We start from the raw sequence: 17425 nt of genomic DNA, 5'->3' as shown, positions 1-17425 counted from the left end.
GGTGGCAAAGAGCCGGGTGCACTTTGCATCATTAGAGTAATTGATATAGGGTTAAAAATTCTAATTTCAAGTACGGTCGATCCGATTAAAATTCAATCATCTCATTACGGAAACCATCAATTAATTGCGTCAAGTCACGATGCCACTCTCTTAATATAGCAGGGTCAGGTAACCATGCTTGTGGAGACTGTGTGACTTTAATGATGAGATTTGAGGAGGTTTCGTCTTCGGGTTCCGGTGTACTCGGTTCTGGTGCATATTGACACAGACGATAGGCACGTTTCAGTTCAGCAATGAAACCATTTTGAGAGAGATGCTGTAGTACAGTCACTTCAGGCGATACCTGACCTTTGGCGGCCATCAGTTCTTCAATCGACTTTAAGGTCGGATTGGAATCATTCAAACGATAATAACGCACCAGCTCCTGCAAAAATGCTAGCAAAGCGCCATGCAGGTGAAATACAGTCGCCTCACGTTGTGCCTGGGCCTGTTGCACATGCTGGGTTTGCTCTGCCTGCTGACAGGCAAGACGGGCAAAATACAGTTTTTGATTGGTACGGTCCGCATGATAGCGAGCAACACGGGTCATCGATATTTCCTAAGGTTTAAAACAAATTCTGGCTGTTATAAAGTAAAAGGTTCGTCTGCATTTCGCAATCAAAAGATGCTGAGACTGTATTGATCGGGATCCGGATTCAGAGCATAAATCTCACGGAGAAAATTGCAACATCCTAAATGACAGCCATAAAAAAGGAGCCTATCAAGTGCTCCTTTTTCAGTTTAAGCCTCAGGCTTTTCTTCTGCTTGTTTTACCCGGATTCCATGTCCGTGCAAGCGTAAAGTATTCAGGCCTTTGATGGCTTTGATGGCTTCACGCGCATGCGGCATTTCCACAAAGGCAAAGCCTTTTGATTTTCCGGTTGCCGCATCAAGTACCAAGCTACAGGTATTCACTGTGCCATATTCCTGGAACAACTTCAGCAACTCGGCTTCGGTGACGGTACGTTCTAAATTACGAACTAAAATTTTCATCTGATAACCTTAAGAAGATAGGCAAAAAATATCAAAAAGCACGCGCCTACTCTACTTTTTGTATGCAACAACTTTGCTATAGTTTAATCGAGATCAATGCCAAAATCTAAATTAATCGATTGACGTTCAATTAAGGCACTTTTCACGGTCTGCTGCCGGGTTTTGTAATGGGTTTCCGTGGTGCATAAATGCCGGGTGAGATCATTCAAGAAATAACTTGCGACTTTACGTCCCTGCGCATCGACCGTTTCCCGCGCCCAGTGATTCAGATTTTGTTTGGTTAGAATCAATTCATTTTTGGCTCGGGTCAGCGCCACATACAGCACACGACGTTCTTCTTCAACATCATCAAAGTCGCCTTGGGCGCGTGCATGCGGATAATTTCCCGGCGTGACATTGGCCACATAACAGACATTCTGTTCGGTGCCTTTTGCTGAATGAATGGTAATCAGGGTCACCACATCATGATCGGACTGGCGTTCAATTTCCGAAATCGACACTGGATCGAGCACATATTCCTCTAAAAATTCACTTAGTTGTGAATGCTTGGAGGCCAGTTGTTTCACCAGTTCAAAATCACCCTGACGACGTGGCCAGTCTTTTTTATAGTTCTCTGCCAGTTGTGTTTCAATTGCCTGAATCGCAAGACTGACACAAGCCTGCACTTCGCCTTTCAGCACGCTCATCTGCTTCATGATCAGAATCGCATTTAGAGGTATCTTGCCAAATTTCTCCAGTTTATCGGAGATTTTATCGATTTCAGGTTCCAGCAAAATGTGTTGCGCCAGCTTGCTTGCACCGACATCACCGACACCATTCCACAGGGTCAAGAAACGCATCCAGGCGATATCATCCAGCGGATTGGCGACCACACGCAGCATGCTGAGCAAATCTTTGACATGTGCCGTTTCCAGCAGCTTCATACCGCCAATAAATCGATACGGTACATTGGCCGCGATACAGGCTGCTTCAATATGCCGCGCGGCAAAACTGGAACGCACCAGTACCATATGTTCGCCCCATTTGCTGCCCTGTAGATAATGACGCTCTTTAATATCAATTGCGATCCATTTGGCTTCATCAAACTCATTCGGAAATATATGCATGCGCGGCTTTAGGCCCTCGCCACGATAAGCTTCCAGACGTTTGTCATATTTGATTTCAGACTGATCCAGCAGCCAGTTGGACAGATCCAGAATTTCCTGGGTCGAGCGGTAGTTTTTTTCCAGTTTAAAAATCTGCGCATCTGGTACCCGTTCTTTGAAATGATGAATATTTTCAAAGTCTGCGCCACGGAAACCATAAATCGACTGGGCATCATCGCCGACACAAAACAGGCTGATCCGGTCTTTCAGCGGCTCCAGCAAGGCCCATTGCAGTGGATTGGTATCCTGCATTTCATCGACCAGCATATGTCGACAGATTAAAGCCACATAATCGACCAAGCCTTCTGATTGTGCCAAAGCTGTCGCCACCACCGCCAGAATATCGTCATAATCCAGAAAACTGCGCGCCTGTTTGCGTGCTTCATATTCCTTCATGATCTCGGCAATTTGATCTTTCAGCGCCAAATATTCCGGCATCTGCTTTTCCAGCGCGAGACTGAGCTTCTGCCGAGTATTACGTGCAAAGGAATATAAATCGCAGAGTTCTTGTGGCTTGGGCAGATGATTGGGATTTTTTTTGTCATCACGACCCCGAATCAGACGGAACATCATCAACTGATCATCACGATCAATAATCGAGAACTGTTCCAGACCAAAGGCCTTCGGAATACGGCGCAACAGATACATACAGAAAGTATGAAAAGTCGAGGCACGCAGACCTTTGGCTCGATCCCCCAAGGCTAATTCCACCCGCGCTACAATTTCACTGGCTGCACGGCGGGTAAAGGTCAGAATCTGAATCTGGTTGGCGGGTACACCCTGCTCAATCAGGTAAGCTGCACGTGCCACGATGGTCTTGGTTTTGCCACAACCTGCCCCGGCCAGCACCAGACTATGTTTTGTTTCTGTGGTCGCTGCTTGCTTTTGTTGGGGATTTAATTCATCAATCAGGTTGGCTAAACTCATTTTCACTCATCGTTTTGTGGATGGCTGTAGTTTAGCAGATCGCTCTTATAATTATGGCTTTTCATCCGCCCTGAAACAGCAACAAATTTTATCTCTTGATTTGTTTGCTAGAGGGTCGACAGCATGGATGCCGTCTGCTGGATTGAGATATAGGGATATTTCCTCAATCCAGCAAAGGATTTTTGTTACCTTGCGAAGCAGTGCTTCTCATTCATGAAAAGCAAGATCTGCTTATGCATTATTATCTGCCATTACGTAAAGCTTGTGCAGCAATGACGATCTTGTAAAAGAAAACTAAATACGCTGTTCCTCAATATTTTTAATTGTTTTGGACACTGCTTTTTCCAGATTCACTTCCGCATTTTTTAAGGCTTCTTCCCGGCTACAATCTGGTGGATTAATCCCGATAATCTGACTAAATCCAGACTCATATAGTGACTCAATCCCATCACCCACCAGTCCAGCAAATGCAAGCACCGGTTTATTGAATTTTTGTGCTACTTGTGCCACGCCAAATGGGGTTTTGCCTAATTTAGTTTGATGATCAAGCTTGCCTTCACCAGTCAGAACATAATCGGCTTGAGCTATTTTATTGGCTAAATCTGTCTGCTGAATGATGAGTTCCACACCTGATCGAATAGAAGCAGCTGTGAATGCCATTAAGCCAAAACCGAGTCCACCTGCCGCACCCGCACCTGCAACATGACGATGATCACGTCCAATGTGCCGAGCAACCAGATCGGCGAAATGACTGAGGTTTTGATCCAGTTGCTTGACCATTTCCGGTGTCGCACCTTTTTGTGGGCCAAAGATCGCTGAAGCACCATTGGGTCCACACAGCGGATTATTCACATCCGATGCAATGATAATTTCAATATCCGCCAGCCGTGAATCCAGTTCGGATAAATCAATTGCTATGATTTGATCTAGGTTTCCACCGCAAACCTGTATTTCTAATCCTTGGGCATCTAAAAACCGAGCGCCTAAGGCCTGTATCATTCCCGCACCGGCATCGTTCGTCACACTGCCACCTAAGCCAATGATGATTTTACTGGCCTCTAAATCGAGCGCAGACTTGATCATTTCTCCTGTGCCACAGGTTGAGGTCAGCAGAGGATTACGCCTTGCAGCTTCCAGCAGATCTATGCCATTGGCTTTGGCCATTTCAATGATTGCGGTTTTTCCTGCATCAATTACGCCAAAATACGTCTGGATGCGCTGATCAGGCAATGGCCCTGTCACTTCACAGGGAATGCGCTGTCCTTTTGAACTTGAGATCAGTGTATCGACCGTGCCTTCCCCTCCATCCGCCATAGGAACATGAATGCACAAAGCATCAGGCAACACGTTTTGAATGCCACGCTGCATGGCCTGACAGGCTTGTTCAGCACTCATACTTTCTTTAAAGGAATCTGGAGCAAGAACAAAAGTAAGCGGCATATGGTTATTTTTATCTATCAATAAAGTCTAGATTCTGGATAAATCCAAGAGAATCTACAAGTCTTTATTTCCAGCCCAACTCAATTGCTGTGATCTCATTAATCAGGGTCTGATCCAGAGATCCCGGCATTTTACTCGTGGTTTCGGACAGCGGGATATGTCCTGCCATCAGTTCTGCCTTGGCTTGTGGGAACACAGGTTGCTGATCTGGAAATGCATAACCTATTGGATAAATCGGCTGACCTGTGGCCAGATCATATTTATCACTGGCACCAAAGGCATGCAGTAACTCATGTACCAAAACAATTTTATTTTGTTCAGACTGCTTTTGAGAGGCAAACAGGTTGACCGAACCAATCCGGCCTTTTTGCAAGGCAGTTGAATGCTTTAATTGCCGGGTTTGTGCCGGATCATAATAATTTAAAAACAGGGTCAGACTGGCAGAAGGGTCCGAACTTTGTTGCTGTTTCCAGGCATAAAATCGAAACTTTAAACTCCATACAACAGTATCGAAAATTGAGGCCTGCTCAGGGACTTTAGGCGGTAAAACTTTAAGCTCACGACCCAAATTAAAATAAAAATAAGTGGGTTGATTCCGATATTGCTGTGCTGATTTTTGTAGAAAGTCTCTTGCCGTTTCTAGATCCTGAACTGACAGTTGCTGGATGTATTGCTGTGTGGTCGGTAATCCATCTGCATTAATCGGATGCAACAGAACCATGACCGGCTTTGACCAGTTCTGATTTTGATCACGATAGGCATTGACTGCAACGATCAATAAAATACTTAATAAAATCAGAATCCGAATCTTTTTCCACATAATTATGAACTGCCTCTCGAGCTATTGGACTTCAAATGATGACCTTATTAACTTTGATGAATTTTAATTCACCGACTTGTTTAAACTCCAGCCAACCTGAATGAATAGAATCAATAGCTTCTTCATAATTTCTAATATTTAAATCAGTTTGTTTTAGATATTGGACAACATCTTTTATATTCACCCAATCATTAGTTTCTGAATAATGATAAATAGCTTTTTGAATAAGCCTGATAAATGAGCTAAAACTACTTTTTCTTAGATACATTTGACTGCCTTGCATTTTTGTTTCAAATACTCCCAAGGCTTTTACTAAACCGGACAGCTTGTCATAGCCATAATTTCGAGTATCAAAATCTGGTTTTACTGTATTTATATATGCTCCGACTAAACCAAGATATGCCCAGCCACTTTCATCCGCATTATCCTTAACTGCTTTATAAATTAAATTCAGTGTCCCACGATCCATAGTTTCGGGAAGATTTAAATTATCTTTAGATTGAGAGGCCGTTCTATTATCAGCAGATTTCTCAGGCGTTACTATTTTCTTCTGCACAACATTAGAGAGTTCATCATCTTCTTGCTGTTTAACTTCAAGATCTGCAATCAAGTTTTCAACATAAACAAACTTATCACATGCTTTTTTAAAAGCTTCAGGCGTATTTTTCTTACCAAAACCATAAACACTTAATCCATTTTCCCGGATTCGGGAAGCTAAAGGTGTGAAATCACTATCACTGGAGACGATACAAAAACCATCTAAAGCGCCTGCATATAACAGATCCATGGCATCAATGATCAGGATCATGTCCGTGGCATCTTTGCCCTTGGTGTAAGCAAATTGTTGTACCGGGGTGATGGCATGCGGAAGTAATACATCTCTCCACTTTTTCAGCGTATCACTACTCCAGTCCCCATAGACACGTTTGACACTGGCAATCCCGTACTTCGCAACTTCTTCTAATACCGATGAAATAGCATGCGTTGATGAATTATCGGCATCAATAAGTACAGCAAACTTTTTTGTTTGAATATCCACATTTTCCCCAAGCTATTATTTTAAATTTTTATACACATGATTCTGACATAAAAAATGCCGACTTTCGTCAGCATTTTTTTCAAGTTTAAACTTTATTTAGGCTTCAACCCATTTTCCATCCTGGTAAACCAGAGACCATTTGGTTTGCTTGCCTTCTGCATTTTCAGAGCCAATATATTGCGACTGGTTCTTGCGACTGAATTTCACCAAAGTCGGGTTACCTTCCGGATCTGTATCAGGCGCTTGCAAGATAAACTGATATTTCGGATCCAGCTGTTCAGCCACAGAGCGAATCTCGGCAACTTTGGGTGCCCGTGTTTCACGCACTTTCGGGAATTTGCTGGCCGCCAGAAACAGGCCGGCTGCACCATCACGCAGCACAAAGAAGTCATCGTGCTTGGTCGAGCGCAAATGTTCCATCTTGATCGGATCGACACGCGGAGGTGCCGGCTGACCACTCTTTAATACTTTACGGGTATTGTCACAACTGTTGCAGGCGAAGTATGGACCAAAACGACCCGTTTTAAGCTGCATTTCGCCATCACATTTGTCGCATGGAATGGTTGGGCCATCATAACCTTTGATCTTAAACTCACCTTCTTCGAGTTCATAACCATCACAATCCGGATTATTGCCACAGACATGCAGTTTACGACCGCCATCAATCACATAGCTGTCCATTGCCGTTTCACACACCGGACAACGTTTCTTCGACATCAGGTCAGCGGTTTCGGCCGCATCATCATCAGACAGTGCAGCCAGAGACTCGACTGGGGTCAGGTTCAAGGTTCCCTTGCAACGTTCTTTCGGTGGCAGGTTATAACCAGAACAGCCCAGGAAAACGCCTGTGGTTCCGGTACGAATCTGCATTGGACGCTCACATTCTTTACAATGTACCGCATCCACTTCCACTGGCTGATTACGGCGCATACCGTTCTCACCTTGTGCCGTAGTCAAACGCTGCTTGAAATCGCCGTAGAAGCTGTCTAACAGCTCTTTCCAATTACGTTCACCATCTGCCACCTTATCCAGCTGACCTTCAAGATCTGCGGTAAAGGCGTAGTTCATCAGGTTATTGAAGTTTTCATCCAGACGGTCGGTGACGATCTCACCCATCTTCTCGGCAAAGAGACGACGGTTATCGAGCTTCACATAACCACGATCCTGAATGGTCGAGATAATTGCAGCATAGGTCGATGGACGGCCAATGCCTTTTTTCTCGAGTTCTTTGACCAGTGAGGCTTCAGTAAAACGAGCTGGTGGCTTGGTGAAATGTTGAGATGGATCAAGCTTCTGAAGTTTCAGCACTTCACCGACTTTCACTGCCGGTAATAGAATATCGTCATCCGCTTTGTTGGCACCACGCACCCGGGTAAAACCATCAAAGACCAGCGTCCGGCCTTTGGCTTTCAGTTCTACGCCATTGGCATTGACTAAAATGGTTGAAGACAGGTATTCAGCCGGTGTCATCTGACAGGCCACAAACTGGCGCCAGATCAAGTCATAGAGACGCTGTGCATCACGCTCCACACCGACCAGACTGTCACCTTTGAGACTCACAGTAGATGGACGGATTGCCTCATGCGCTTCTTGCGCGCCGGCTTTATTGCCATAGCGGTTGGGTTTGGCCGGCAGGTACTTCTCACCAAATTCTGATTCGATATGGCCACGGACCATGCTTACCGCATCATCACTCAGGAAGGTCGAGTCGGTACGCATATAGGTAATGAAACCGGCTTCATACAGGCGCTGTGCCAGCATCATGGTTTTCTTCACAGAAAAACCGAGACGGGTACTGGCCGCCTGTTGCAACGTTGACGTGATATAGGGCGCGCTTGGATTGACTTTGGTTGGCTTATCTTCACGGGCAGAAACGGTATAATCCGCATCTTTAATCAGGTTTAACAGTGCATCCGTTTCGTCTTTATTACGAAGCTTTAAAGTCTTGCCATTTTGCTTGACTGCTTCCAGACGGATGTCATCTTTTTTCGATTTGGTATCGGCAAACACCTGCCAGTATTCTTCAGGAATAAAGGCCCGAATTTCACGTTCGCGTTCAACCACCAGTTTCACCGCAACCGACTGTACACGACCGGCTGACAGGCCACGGGCAATCTTTTCCCACAAGAGTGGTGAAATCATGAAGCCGACCACGCGGTCCAGGAAACGGCGTGCCTGCTGGGCATTGACTTTATTGGTGTCCAGACGTGAAGGATGCTTAAAGGCTTCCTGAATGGCATTTTTGGTAATTTCGTTGAAGACCACACGTTGATAACGTGACTCATCGCCGCCAATCACTTCTTTTAAATGCCAGGCAATCGCTTCCCCTTCCCTGTCCATATCCGTTGCCAGATAGACTTCATCGACTTGCGCTGCCAGTTTTTTCAGTTCGGCAACCACATGTTCTTTGCCAGGAAGCACTTCGTATTTGGCTTTCCAGTCATGTTCCGGATCGACACCCATGCGGTTAATCAACGCATTCTGTGATTTTTCAGCTTTCTGTTCATCTGTCAGTTTGGTGCGTGTCGCCGGCTTTTTCTCTGTCGATTTGGCAGAGCCGCCTGTTGGCAAGTCACGGACATGACCGACTGATGATTTTACGATGTAGTTTGGACCAAGGTACTTATTGATTGTTTTCGCTTTTGCAGGCGACTCCACAATCACTAAGGCACGCTTACTTCCAGCGTCGGGAGACTTTGCTGTGCTGCTTTTTGATGTGGACCGAGGAGCGTTCGCCATAATTAACCGTTAATCCTGTTTATTTCTAAATTAAAGTTCAGCCAAAGCGTGTAATAGTGCTTTGATATCGTCGAGTTGGGCTGCTCTTAAATCAGCATGTTCATCCCAATACAATCCGACACAGTTGGCCTGCATATCAATAGCATAAATGCCTTTTAATGCAATGGGAAAATCTTTAAATTTCTCATCACCCTGCACAATTTCGAGTTTATTATCGACAACACGGGCACGCATCAAGGGTAAACGCGCATCTGGCATGAGTACGCTGTAGTACGCAACCATACTGGCACGACTTTCAGTGGCCTTTGGAATTTTGGTCCAGTCGGGTGCAACCACCAAACGTGGATGCAGACCCATTTTGCGGGCTTTGTCACGCATGATGCCAAGCGCTTTTTCTCTTGGGCTGACACGTAAGCCAAAAATTGACCCCATGACAAAAATGATGATGATCACCGCTACCCAAATTCCAGTGTTTTCCATAGTTCAACCTTTATGTTCTATTATTAGAGTTGCATAAGCACAATATAAAACGCAAGTTTGCACGATAAAATTAATTCAAGAACATTTCATGACTATATAAAACTTCGTGACCATTCCAGTAAATATAACCCTTCTCAATTAGCTCTTTCAGCAGCAGACGGATATCCGATTGAGGAAAGAGCTGCTCTAGCAAATCACGTAATTCATAAATATCCTTGGGTTTGTCGCCCTGAAGTTCGCGCAGTTTACGTGCGACTTCCAGTTGCACTGGATCAATCCGGTTAAAGTTTTTAAACAGGTCTTGCTGGGCTGACTGAATTGGAGTTTGCAATGCTTCAACTGGAGCATCATCAACTTTGAGCCGGGACATGACCTGATCCAGTTTTGGATTTTCAAGCGGATCTTGTTCATCCAGATTGAGCTGTAGCCACTGTTTCAGGACTTTTTTACGGAAGCTGATCTGCTCATCATAGCGTTTGACAATTTTCAGGTTAATCAGCATGCCGACCACATGCTGGGCCTTCACGGGCATGACGTGCAGAATATTGGCAACTGAATTTTTTAAGGTTTCCAAGGTATTTGGCTTACCACTCATTTTCCCTAGAGCATCACAGTACTTTTTCACCAGTTGCAAGGCCGGTTTGTTGCGGATCGCCTCCAGACTAGGCAGGTAATTTTTAACATGCTCTGCTGGAATAGAGACTTCATCGGGCTGAATCTGAATCAGGCTACATTTAATATCAGAGGCTTGCAGCATCTGCTGCAACATCTCGCTGCTGTCCATCGCCGAGATCAACTCGACTTCGGTTTCCGGCTCCAACAACGCCATCAGCTGACCGACAATGACCGCATATTCATATTCTTTCTGGGGCGATTCAGGTGTATCCAGAATGATGATCTGTCCACTCGCAATCCAGCCGGCCAGCTCGGTTAAATCTTCTAATGAAAATTCAAATGTTCCGGCACAATTAAACAGATACAGGCTGGAATAATGCGTCACAATTTCACGCAGTAACTTGGCCGTCGGAAAATTATTTTCGAGGTCGAGTAGAACAACTTTTGGATGCATGGGACAAGCTTCTGAAATGTACCTGAAAGCCAGTATTAGAGTAGGAAGTGAGTGAAAGGTCAAATAATTTCATGGTGAATATTCGGGTTGCAGCGGATTTACCAGATTCCAATCGAGTAGAAGATTACATATTTGATCTTGCTGCAAGCAGGTCAGAAATCGCTAGATTCCAGGCTGAGAGCTGATTAAATGAATCGAATCATCGGTGAAATAGCAGCTGCAATAAAAAACCCTTATCAAATATAAGGGTTTTATTAAATGATTGCTTGCAAATTAATAATGTGGCGGACGATCAGCAACTGGATCAAAATCCGCAATTCCTTCAGAGCGGTCTGAGGACTCAACACGTTGATATAACAGGCTCATTTGCTTTTTCAGATCGGCAATTTCCAGAGTCTGTTTAGCCACCTGATCATTCAACTGTTCAACTAAATCGTCTAAAAATGCAATTCGCACTTGCAAATCTTCAATGGGTGCGGAAAATGACGCCTGATCATTTAGATTTTGTTGTTTAGTCATTTAAAGTCCTCATTGGGGATTTCAGGAAACATTATGGCCTATATTACCCTTAGGGATGTCCAACTTGCGTTTGGTGGACCCGCCCTGCTCAACGGCGCGAATTTTAACTTGGAGCGCGGCGAACGAGTGTGTTTGATTGGCCGTAATGGTGAGGGTAAGTCTACCTTACTTAAGCTGATTGAAGGAAGTTTACTGCCGGATAGCGGCGAAGTTTCATTACAAAATGGCATCACGATTTCGATGCTGGCGCAAGATGTACCGATGGACTCAGGCCGAGTGGCGGATATCGTGGCTGACGGTGCCGGTGAAGCGTCGGAAGTTTTGCGTGCCTACCATGCAGCCAGTGAAGCCTGTGTGCTGGGCGATATGGACGCTTGTGACCGCATGGGCAATCTGCAACACAAAATGGACCAGCTCGATGGCTGGGCGCTGGAAACCAAGGTCAATTCGATTTTAAGCAAAATGGGGCTGGACCCAGATGCAGATCTTGCCGATTTGTCGGGTGGTCGTAAGCGTCGTGTCCTATTGGCACGTGCCTTGCTGACTCAGCCAGATGTCTTATTACTGGATGAACCGACCAACCATTTAGATGTTGAAAGTATCGAGTGGCTGGAAAAATTCCTGCTCGATCAAAACAATTTAACTCTGTTATTCATTTCGCATGACCGTGCCTTTGTCGATAGCATCGCCACCCGTATTGTGGAACTGGATCGTGGTCAATTGCGCAGTTATGAAGGTAACTATTCACGTTACTTAGAACTCAAAGCCATGCAAATGGAAGCTGAAGAAAAGCAGAATGCGCTGTTTGATAAAAAGCTGGCTGAAGAAGAAGTCTGGATCCGTCAGGGCATCAAAGCACGCCGTACCCGTAACGAAGGTCGTGTTCGCGCTCTAAAAGCACTGCGTGAAGAATCCAAAGCGCGCCGTTCGCAACAAGGTAAAGTGGCGATGGCGACTCAGGATGCCAACCGTTCCGGCAAACTGGTCTTTGAGATTGAGAACCTGAGTGTGAAATTCGGTGACAATGCACCGATCATTAACAACTTCTCGGCACTGGTTTTACGCGGTGACCGTATCGGTCTGGTCGGTGATAACGGTGTCGGTAAAACCACACTGATTAAAGCCATTCTGGGCGAGCTTGAGCATGGCGGCACGGTGAAAACCGGTACACAGCTGGAAGTAGCCTATTTCGACCAACTGCGTAATGCACTGGATCTGGAAAAGTCGGTCAAAGATAACGTTTCTGAAGGCTCTGACCACGTGGATGTGAATGGCAACCGTCGTCATATCTATAGCTATTTACAAGACTTCCTGTTCTCGCCAGAACGTGCACGTACCCCAGTCAAAGCGTTGTCTGGTGGTGAACGCAACCGTATCTTGCTGGCGAAACTGTTGCTGAAACCATCGAATCTGATTGTGATGGATGAACCAACCAACGATCTGGATATGGTGACCCTAGAGTTACTGGAAGAAATGCTCGGTGGCTACAAAGGCACCTTGTTATTGATCTCGCATGACCGTGCCTTTATGGACAACGTGGTGACCTCAACTTGGGTCTTTGATGGTAAAGGCAATATCGACGAATATGTCGGTGGTTATCAGGATTATCTTGAACAGCGTCCGGATCAAACCGTGGTCGATCAAAAAAGTGCCGTGAAAAAAGCCATGGCCAAAGCTGAAGCCGCACCCGTTGCTGCCAAAAAAGTCAAACTCAGCTACAAAGATCAACGCGCGCTCGAGCAACTTCCGGCTGAAATGGAAGCGCTGGAAAAAGAGCAAGCCGAGATCAATACACAACTGGCTGATGGCTCTTTATTTGTCAGTGATTCCGATAAAGCCATGCAACTGTCTCAGCGTTTATCAGAAATTGATGAACTGTTACTGGAAAAATTAGAACGTTGGGAAGAGCTGGATAACCTTAGCAACGGCTAAATATTCCACGAGTATTTGCTCAAGCATCTGTATTCGTACAGATGCTTTTTTTTATTTCAAGAATCTTCTCTGTTAGACTGCACTTAATCTTTTAGCCCTATATTGTTCTATGAGTACCCAGCCTGCATATCAACCCGGCGAATTTCAATGGTCATTCCTGTTACCTCGATACTGGGGCAATTGGCTGGGTATTATTTTCCTGATGATTTTGGCGATTTTACCATGGGCCATTCAGTATCGTCTGGCCTATCTGCTGGGCCATCTGTCTTTTAAGTATCTGCCCTCACGTCGCGACACCACACTGCGCAATCTGGAAGTCTGTTTTCCTGAATGGTCTGCCGAGCAAATACAGGACAATGCGCGTCAGGTTTTTATCGATCAAATGCTGGGGGTTTTTGAAACCTTAAATGCCTGGTACAGTCCGAAATGGTTTCAGGATCGCGTCAGTATTGAAGGACTGGAACATATTCAGAATGCTCAAGCCGAAGGCCGGGGTATGCTGTTACTAGGCACGCATTCGACCTTACTGGATGCTGGTGGATATCTGTGTGCACAATATTTTGAACCGGATGTGGTGTATCGCCCACAGAATAATCCACTTTTGGACATGCTGATTTACCGTTGTCGCGCCACGATTTATGCCCATCAAATTGATCATGATGATATGCGCGGTCTGGTACGTAATCTGAAAAAAGGCCATGCAATCTGGTACAGTCCGGATCAGGATTATGGTTTAAAACAAGGGGTGATGGCACCTTTCTTTGGTGTACCGGCGGCAACCGTCACCGCGCACCGTCGTTTACTGAAAATGACCAAAGCTGCTGCGATTCCTTTATATTTCTATCGTCATGGCGATATCAAAAATCCACGCTACCATGTACTGATTGAACCGGCACTGGAGAATTTCCCTAGTGAGAATGAAGTCGAGGATGCTACTCGCGTGAATCTGATAATTGAACAGCAGCTACGCATCGCACCGACCCAATATATGTGGTTCCACCGCCGTTTTAAAACTCGCCCTGAAGGTTATAAGGAAATTTACTAAATCTGTTTGATCCTAGACTTTAAATCGCTACAGCTCCTATAGTTTAAAATCCTGTTGATGATCTGTACCTTGATAGATCTACATAGCTTTCGTTAGTCCCGCACGCATGAAGCCTAAGACCTGATAAAATCCTATTGTCTGCTGATCGGCCACTAAAATCTGCTGATGAAATCCTGAATAACATTACCACATATTTTACATGATCCGCCGACCAATGCCTTGTCGTTGCCAGTCCGGATCAATCAATAAGTGTGGGAAATACACCCCCAGAGAGCCATCTGAAATCGCATTCGCCAGTCCGACCAGCTGACCATTTATACGTGCAGTGACCAGACCATGGATTGGCACGATAGAGCTGAAGTATTTCTGATCTATTCACTGAGTCATCACTGGCAATAACATTTTCCATTCTGCACTGTAAAAATATAGCTTTAAACCTAAAATTATCTTTAATAATCAATTAAATATTTAAAAAAATTCACTCTGAAAATAATTTAACCCGGGTTCTACATCCTGTAAAACCCGGGTTAATGAGGTTGTGCTTTCATCTATTATAATTGGTTCTATTTTTTGTGATTTCCCTTTCAGCATCATATCCATGATGTTTTCATTCAGCTTCGTCTTCCTTATGAGAATATCCTTTCTCGACTCCCTGTGCTGATAAACCTAGAATACCTGGATTGCTCATGATTGCCCATCCGCAAGAAGCGCAAACTGATGTAAGCAATCTCTTACACTTTTCTCTTAAAAAGTTAAGAGATTTTGCCGCCATCTTTATAAGCCATGGCAATTTCATCGGTCACTATTTTTTCCTCTTTCTCTGCTTTCTGAATCCCCTCTTCTATGGCCTCTTGTGCTTCCTGCTCATCTTCATCGGTTTGCTCCAATTCTTCCTGAATATGCTCAAAGACCCGACCGGTTTGTAAAACCAGAAAAACCGGAAAATGATCAGAACCGATATGGGGCAGACGCTCCATATGGACCAGAGCAAAATCGGTACTGTGAAATACGTGATCGAGCGACCAGCGAAAAAAAGGATAATCTGCATGAAAGGTGTTTACATAATGACGTCCGACGCGTGGATCCAGCAGTCCGCTAATGCGCTGAAACAGCCGCGTAGTACGAGACCAGGCCACATCATTCAGATCCCCCATGACGATGCAACTTTCATCTAAATCTTTGATCTGATCCCCGACAATTAACAATTCCGCATCACGTAAAGTAGAATCCTTGGCTTCAGTTGGGCTCGGTGGTTTCGGGTGCAGGCAGTACAGCTGCACCGGCTGTCCTGAGCCTAAAATCACTGTGGTATGAATGGACGGAATCTCGTCGCTTAAAATAAACTTGACCTGGGTATTGCGAAGTTCCAGTTTACTATACAGGTGCATGCCATACAGGTTATCCAAAGGCACAGGCACACGATAAGGATAATCTGCTTCAATCACCGACAGTTCATTTTGCCAGGTTTGATCCGTTTCCAGCGTTAACACCAAGTCTGGCTGATGGGTCTGGATCTGTTCAATCAGTCGATGATATTGAGTATTGGTGGTCAGTACGTTCGAAACAATCAGGGAGATTTGCCGCTGCGGATCCAGTTGATCCTGTTTGACCTGCTTGACCTGTTTTTTCCAGATAAAGGTATAGGGCAATACCATTTTTAGCTGATAAGCCAAAGCCGCAATCAGGGCCACAAAAATCAGCTGATTCAAGACAGTCCAGGGATGTTCCACCACCAAAAACAGCACAAAGGCAATAAAGCCCAAGACCAGAATTTGTAAGCGTGGAAAATCCGCACCTCGAATCCACCATTCATCGCGTGGGATCAGTGACCAGAAACTTAACCAAATGACAATGATTGCCACAATTTGGATAACCCATATCATAAAGCGTGCTCTTAATTAAGTTATTATTTTTTCTGAAAGAAAAATGACGTTATCAATTTTGTATGTATCATAAAGCAGATATTTCGCTCAAGAATATTGATGTTTTGATTATGTAGCACTTGCAGTTGAGTCCCTTTTTGATACACTCGAATCCCTTTAGAATTTTTAACGCACCGAGGCAAAGTGACATGAGAGTAGGTCTGGTCGGTTGGCGCGGGATGGTCGGTTCCGTCCTAATGCAACGTATGGTTGAAGAGAATGATTTTGCTCATTTTGAGCCATTTTATTTCTCTACCAGTAATGCAGGCGGTGAAGCGCCAGCATTTGGTGGTAAGACTGCCCCAGCACTTATGGATGCATCAGATATTAACAGTCTGAAGCAGATGGATGTCATTATTACCTGTCAAGGTGGCGACTATACCTCTGAGGTTTTCCCAAAACTGAAAGCTGAAGGCTGGAATGGTTACTGGATTGATGCAGCATCGACCTTACGTATGGATGATGAAGCCATCATCGTACTTGATCCGGTCAACATGCATGTGATCAAAGATGGTCTGGTCAAAGGCACCAAGACTTTTGTCGGCGGTAACTGTACAGTTTCCTTGATGCTGATGGGCTTGGGCGGTCTATTCCAGAACAATCTGGTGGAATGGGCAACTTCAATGACGTATCAGGCCGCTTCAGGTGCAGGCGCGCAAAACATGCGTGAACTGATCAATGGTATGGGATATTTATATAACAATACCAAAGAGTTGCTTGATGATCCGCGTTCTCCAATTCTGGATATCGACTCTAGAATTGCTGAATTACAACGTGGTGAAGGCTTCCCGTCTGCAAACTTTGGTGTGCCTTTGGCTGGTTCACTCATTCCTTATATCGATAAGCAACTGGAAAGCGGCCAGTCGAAAGAAGAATGGAAAGGTCAGGTCGAGACCAACAAGATTCTGGGCAATCAGCAGATCGTGCCAATTGATGGTCACTGCGTGCGTATTGGTGCCATGCGTTGTCACTCTCAGGCATTAACCCTGAAATTGAAAAAAGATGTACCTTTGGATGAAATCGAAGACATCATTGCACGTGCCAATGACTGGTCTAAAGTGGTTCCAAATACTCGTGAAGCATCCATGACTGATCTGACGCCTGTTGCTGTAACAGGTACTTTAAGCGTTCCAGTCGGCCGTCTACGCAAGCTCAACATGGGTAAAGAATACTTGGGTGCATTCACTGTCGGTGACCAATTGCTTTGGGGCGCTGCTGAACCATTACGCCGTATGCTGCGCATCCTGATTGATTATAAAAACGTTTAATATCCCGAGATGGATATAAAACAAAAAGCCGATCTTTATTGATCGGCT

Annotated in this window: 15 protein-coding genes; 3 read left to right on the top strand and 12 right to left on the bottom strand. The window is 45.0% G+C overall.

Annotation, left to right across the window (positions count from 1 at the left end; genetic code table 11):
- Positions 1-85: 85 nt before the first annotated feature.
- The 10 genes from FTU95_RS07855 to FTU95_RS07810 form a co-directional block, all read right to left on the bottom strand.
- Positions 86-589, bottom strand: coding sequence for a DUF6586 family protein (locus FTU95_RS07855; RefSeq protein ID WP_180078108.1), 504 nt, complete (start codon positions 587-589; stop codon positions 86-88).
- Between the two features lie 191 nt (positions 590-780).
- Complete coding sequence (locus tag FTU95_RS07850; protein WP_180078106.1) at positions 781-1032, bottom strand: RNA-binding protein; 252 nt, start codon at positions 1030-1032, stop codon at positions 781-783.
- 83 nt (positions 1033-1115) lie between these two features.
- On the bottom strand, positions 1116-3104 hold the full coding sequence (locus FTU95_RS07845; RefSeq protein WP_180078104.1) for an ATP-dependent helicase: 1989 nt from the start codon (positions 3102-3104) through the stop codon (positions 1116-1118).
- Positions 3105-3398: 294 nt separating this feature from the next.
- A complete protein-coding gene (locus tag FTU95_RS07840; RefSeq protein WP_180078102.1) occupies positions 3399-4544 on the bottom strand; it encodes a glycerate kinase in 1146 nt (381 codons plus the stop codon).
- Between the two features lie 64 nt (positions 4545-4608).
- A complete protein-coding gene (locus tag FTU95_RS07835) occupies positions 4609-5364 on the bottom strand; it encodes a hypothetical protein (protein ID WP_005172813.1) in 756 nt (251 codons plus the stop codon).
- A gap of 31 nt (positions 5365-5395) precedes the next feature.
- The gene (locus FTU95_RS15105; RefSeq protein WP_180078100.1) at positions 5396-6403 is read right to left on the bottom strand and encodes an NYN domain-containing protein; all 1008 of its coding nucleotides are present in this window, start codon (positions 6401-6403) and stop codon (positions 5396-5398) included.
- 96 nt (positions 6404-6499) lie between these two features.
- Positions 6500-9142, bottom strand: a complete 2643-nt coding sequence (gene topA / locus FTU95_RS07825; RefSeq protein ID WP_005172815.1) for a type I DNA topoisomerase — start codon at positions 9140-9142, stop codon at positions 6500-6502.
- 30 nt (positions 9143-9172) lie between these two features.
- Positions 9173-9622 (bottom strand): ammonium transporter, encoded by a 450-nt coding sequence (locus FTU95_RS07820; RefSeq protein WP_005095506.1) that lies wholly within the window; start codon positions 9620-9622, stop codon positions 9173-9175.
- Between the two features lie 70 nt (positions 9623-9692).
- On the bottom strand, positions 9693-10691 hold the full coding sequence (locus FTU95_RS07815; RefSeq protein WP_005172818.1) for a hypothetical protein: 999 nt from the start codon (positions 10689-10691) through the stop codon (positions 9693-9695).
- A 273-nt stretch (positions 10692-10964) separates the two neighbouring features.
- Entirely contained in the window at positions 10965-11210 is a 246-nt protein-coding gene (locus tag FTU95_RS07810; protein WP_005095502.1) for a SlyX family protein, read from the bottom strand.
- A 33-nt stretch (positions 11211-11243) separates the two neighbouring features.
- Here FTU95_RS07810 and FTU95_RS07805 point away from each other — a divergent pair, with 33 nt between their 5' ends.
- Both FTU95_RS07805 and FTU95_RS07800 read left to right on the top strand, forming a co-directional pair.
- On the top strand, positions 11244-13142 hold the full coding sequence (locus FTU95_RS07805; RefSeq protein ID WP_005095500.1) for an ATP-binding cassette domain-containing protein: 1899 nt from the start codon (positions 11244-11246) through the stop codon (positions 13140-13142).
- Positions 13143-13251: 109 nt separating this feature from the next.
- Entirely contained in the window at positions 13252-14187 is a 936-nt protein-coding gene (locus FTU95_RS07800; RefSeq protein WP_005095497.1) for a hypothetical protein, read from the top strand.
- 195 nt (positions 14188-14382) lie between these two features.
- Here the strand turns inward: FTU95_RS07800 and FTU95_RS15030 are convergent, their stop codons facing one another.
- Positions 14383-14535, bottom strand: coding sequence for a GNAT family N-acetyltransferase (locus FTU95_RS15030; RefSeq protein WP_373688066.1), 153 nt, complete (start codon positions 14533-14535; stop codon positions 14383-14385).
- A gap of 404 nt (positions 14536-14939) precedes the next feature.
- Complete coding sequence (locus FTU95_RS07790; protein ID WP_100357555.1) at positions 14940-16070, bottom strand: endonuclease/exonuclease/phosphatase family protein; 1131 nt, start codon at positions 16068-16070, stop codon at positions 14940-14942.
- 188 nt (positions 16071-16258) lie between these two features.
- Between FTU95_RS07790 and asd the strand changes: the two genes are divergently transcribed.
- Positions 16259-17377 carry an aspartate-semialdehyde dehydrogenase gene (gene asd, locus FTU95_RS07785; protein ID WP_180078098.1) on the top strand — a complete coding sequence of 373 codons (1119 nt, stop codon included), beginning with the start codon at positions 16259-16261 and terminating at the stop codon, positions 17375-17377.
- Positions 17378-17425 lie beyond the last annotated feature (48 nt).

Origin of the sequence: Acinetobacter sp. YH12208 (assembly GCF_013418055.1) — a bacterium.
In the GTDB taxonomy this organism is placed as follows: domain Bacteria; phylum Pseudomonadota; class Gammaproteobacteria; order Pseudomonadales; family Moraxellaceae; genus Acinetobacter; species Acinetobacter pseudolwoffii.
The sequence above is the reverse complement of the archived record's forward strand: the minus strand, read 5'-3'. Positions and strand labels throughout refer to the sequence as shown.

Excerpts from the sequence above, each read along its gene's own strand:
- FTU95_RS07810 (WP_005095502.1), bottom strand. The coding sequence starts at position 11,210 with ATGACTAAACAACAAAATCTAAATGATCAGGCGTCATTTTCCGCACCC.
- FTU95_RS07820 (WP_005095506.1), bottom strand. The coding sequence starts at position 9,622 with ATGGAAAACACTGGAATTTGGGTAGCGGTGATCATCATCATTTTTGTC.
- FTU95_RS07815 (WP_005172818.1), bottom strand. The coding sequence starts at position 10,691 with ATGCATCCAAAAGTTGTTCTACTCGACCTCGAAAATAATTTTCCGACG.
- asd (WP_180078098.1), top strand. The coding sequence starts at position 16,259 with ATGAGAGTAGGTCTGGTCGGTTGGCGCGGGATGGTCGGTTCCGTCCTA.
- FTU95_RS07850 (WP_180078106.1), bottom strand. The coding sequence starts at position 1,032 with ATGAAAATTTTAGTTCGTAATTTAGAACGTACCGTCACCGAAGCCGAG.
- FTU95_RS07840 (WP_180078102.1), bottom strand. The coding sequence starts at position 4,544 with ATGCCGCTTACTTTTGTTCTTGCTCCAGATTCCTTTAAAGAAAGTATG.
- FTU95_RS07835 (WP_005172813.1), bottom strand. The coding sequence starts at position 5,364 with ATGTGGAAAAAGATTCGGATTCTGATTTTATTAAGTATTTTATTGATC.
- FTU95_RS07855 (WP_180078108.1), bottom strand. The coding sequence starts at position 589 with ATGACCCGTGTTGCTCGCTATCATGCGGACCGTACCAATCAAAAACTG.
- FTU95_RS07800 (WP_005095497.1), top strand. The coding sequence starts at position 13,252 with ATGAGTACCCAGCCTGCATATCAACCCGGCGAATTTCAATGGTCATTC.
- FTU95_RS07805 (WP_005095500.1), top strand. The coding sequence starts at position 11,244 with ATGGCCTATATTACCCTTAGGGATGTCCAACTTGCGTTTGGTGGACCC.
- FTU95_RS07845 (WP_180078104.1), bottom strand. The coding sequence starts at position 3,104 with ATGAGTTTAGCCAACCTGATTGATGAATTAAATCCCCAACAAAAGCAA.
- topA (WP_005172815.1), bottom strand. The coding sequence starts at position 9,142 with ATGGCGAACGCTCCTCGGTCCACATCAAAAAGCAGCACAGCAAAGTCT.
- FTU95_RS07790 (WP_100357555.1), bottom strand. The coding sequence starts at position 16,070 with ATGATATGGGTTATCCAAATTGTGGCAATCATTGTCATTTGGTTAAGT.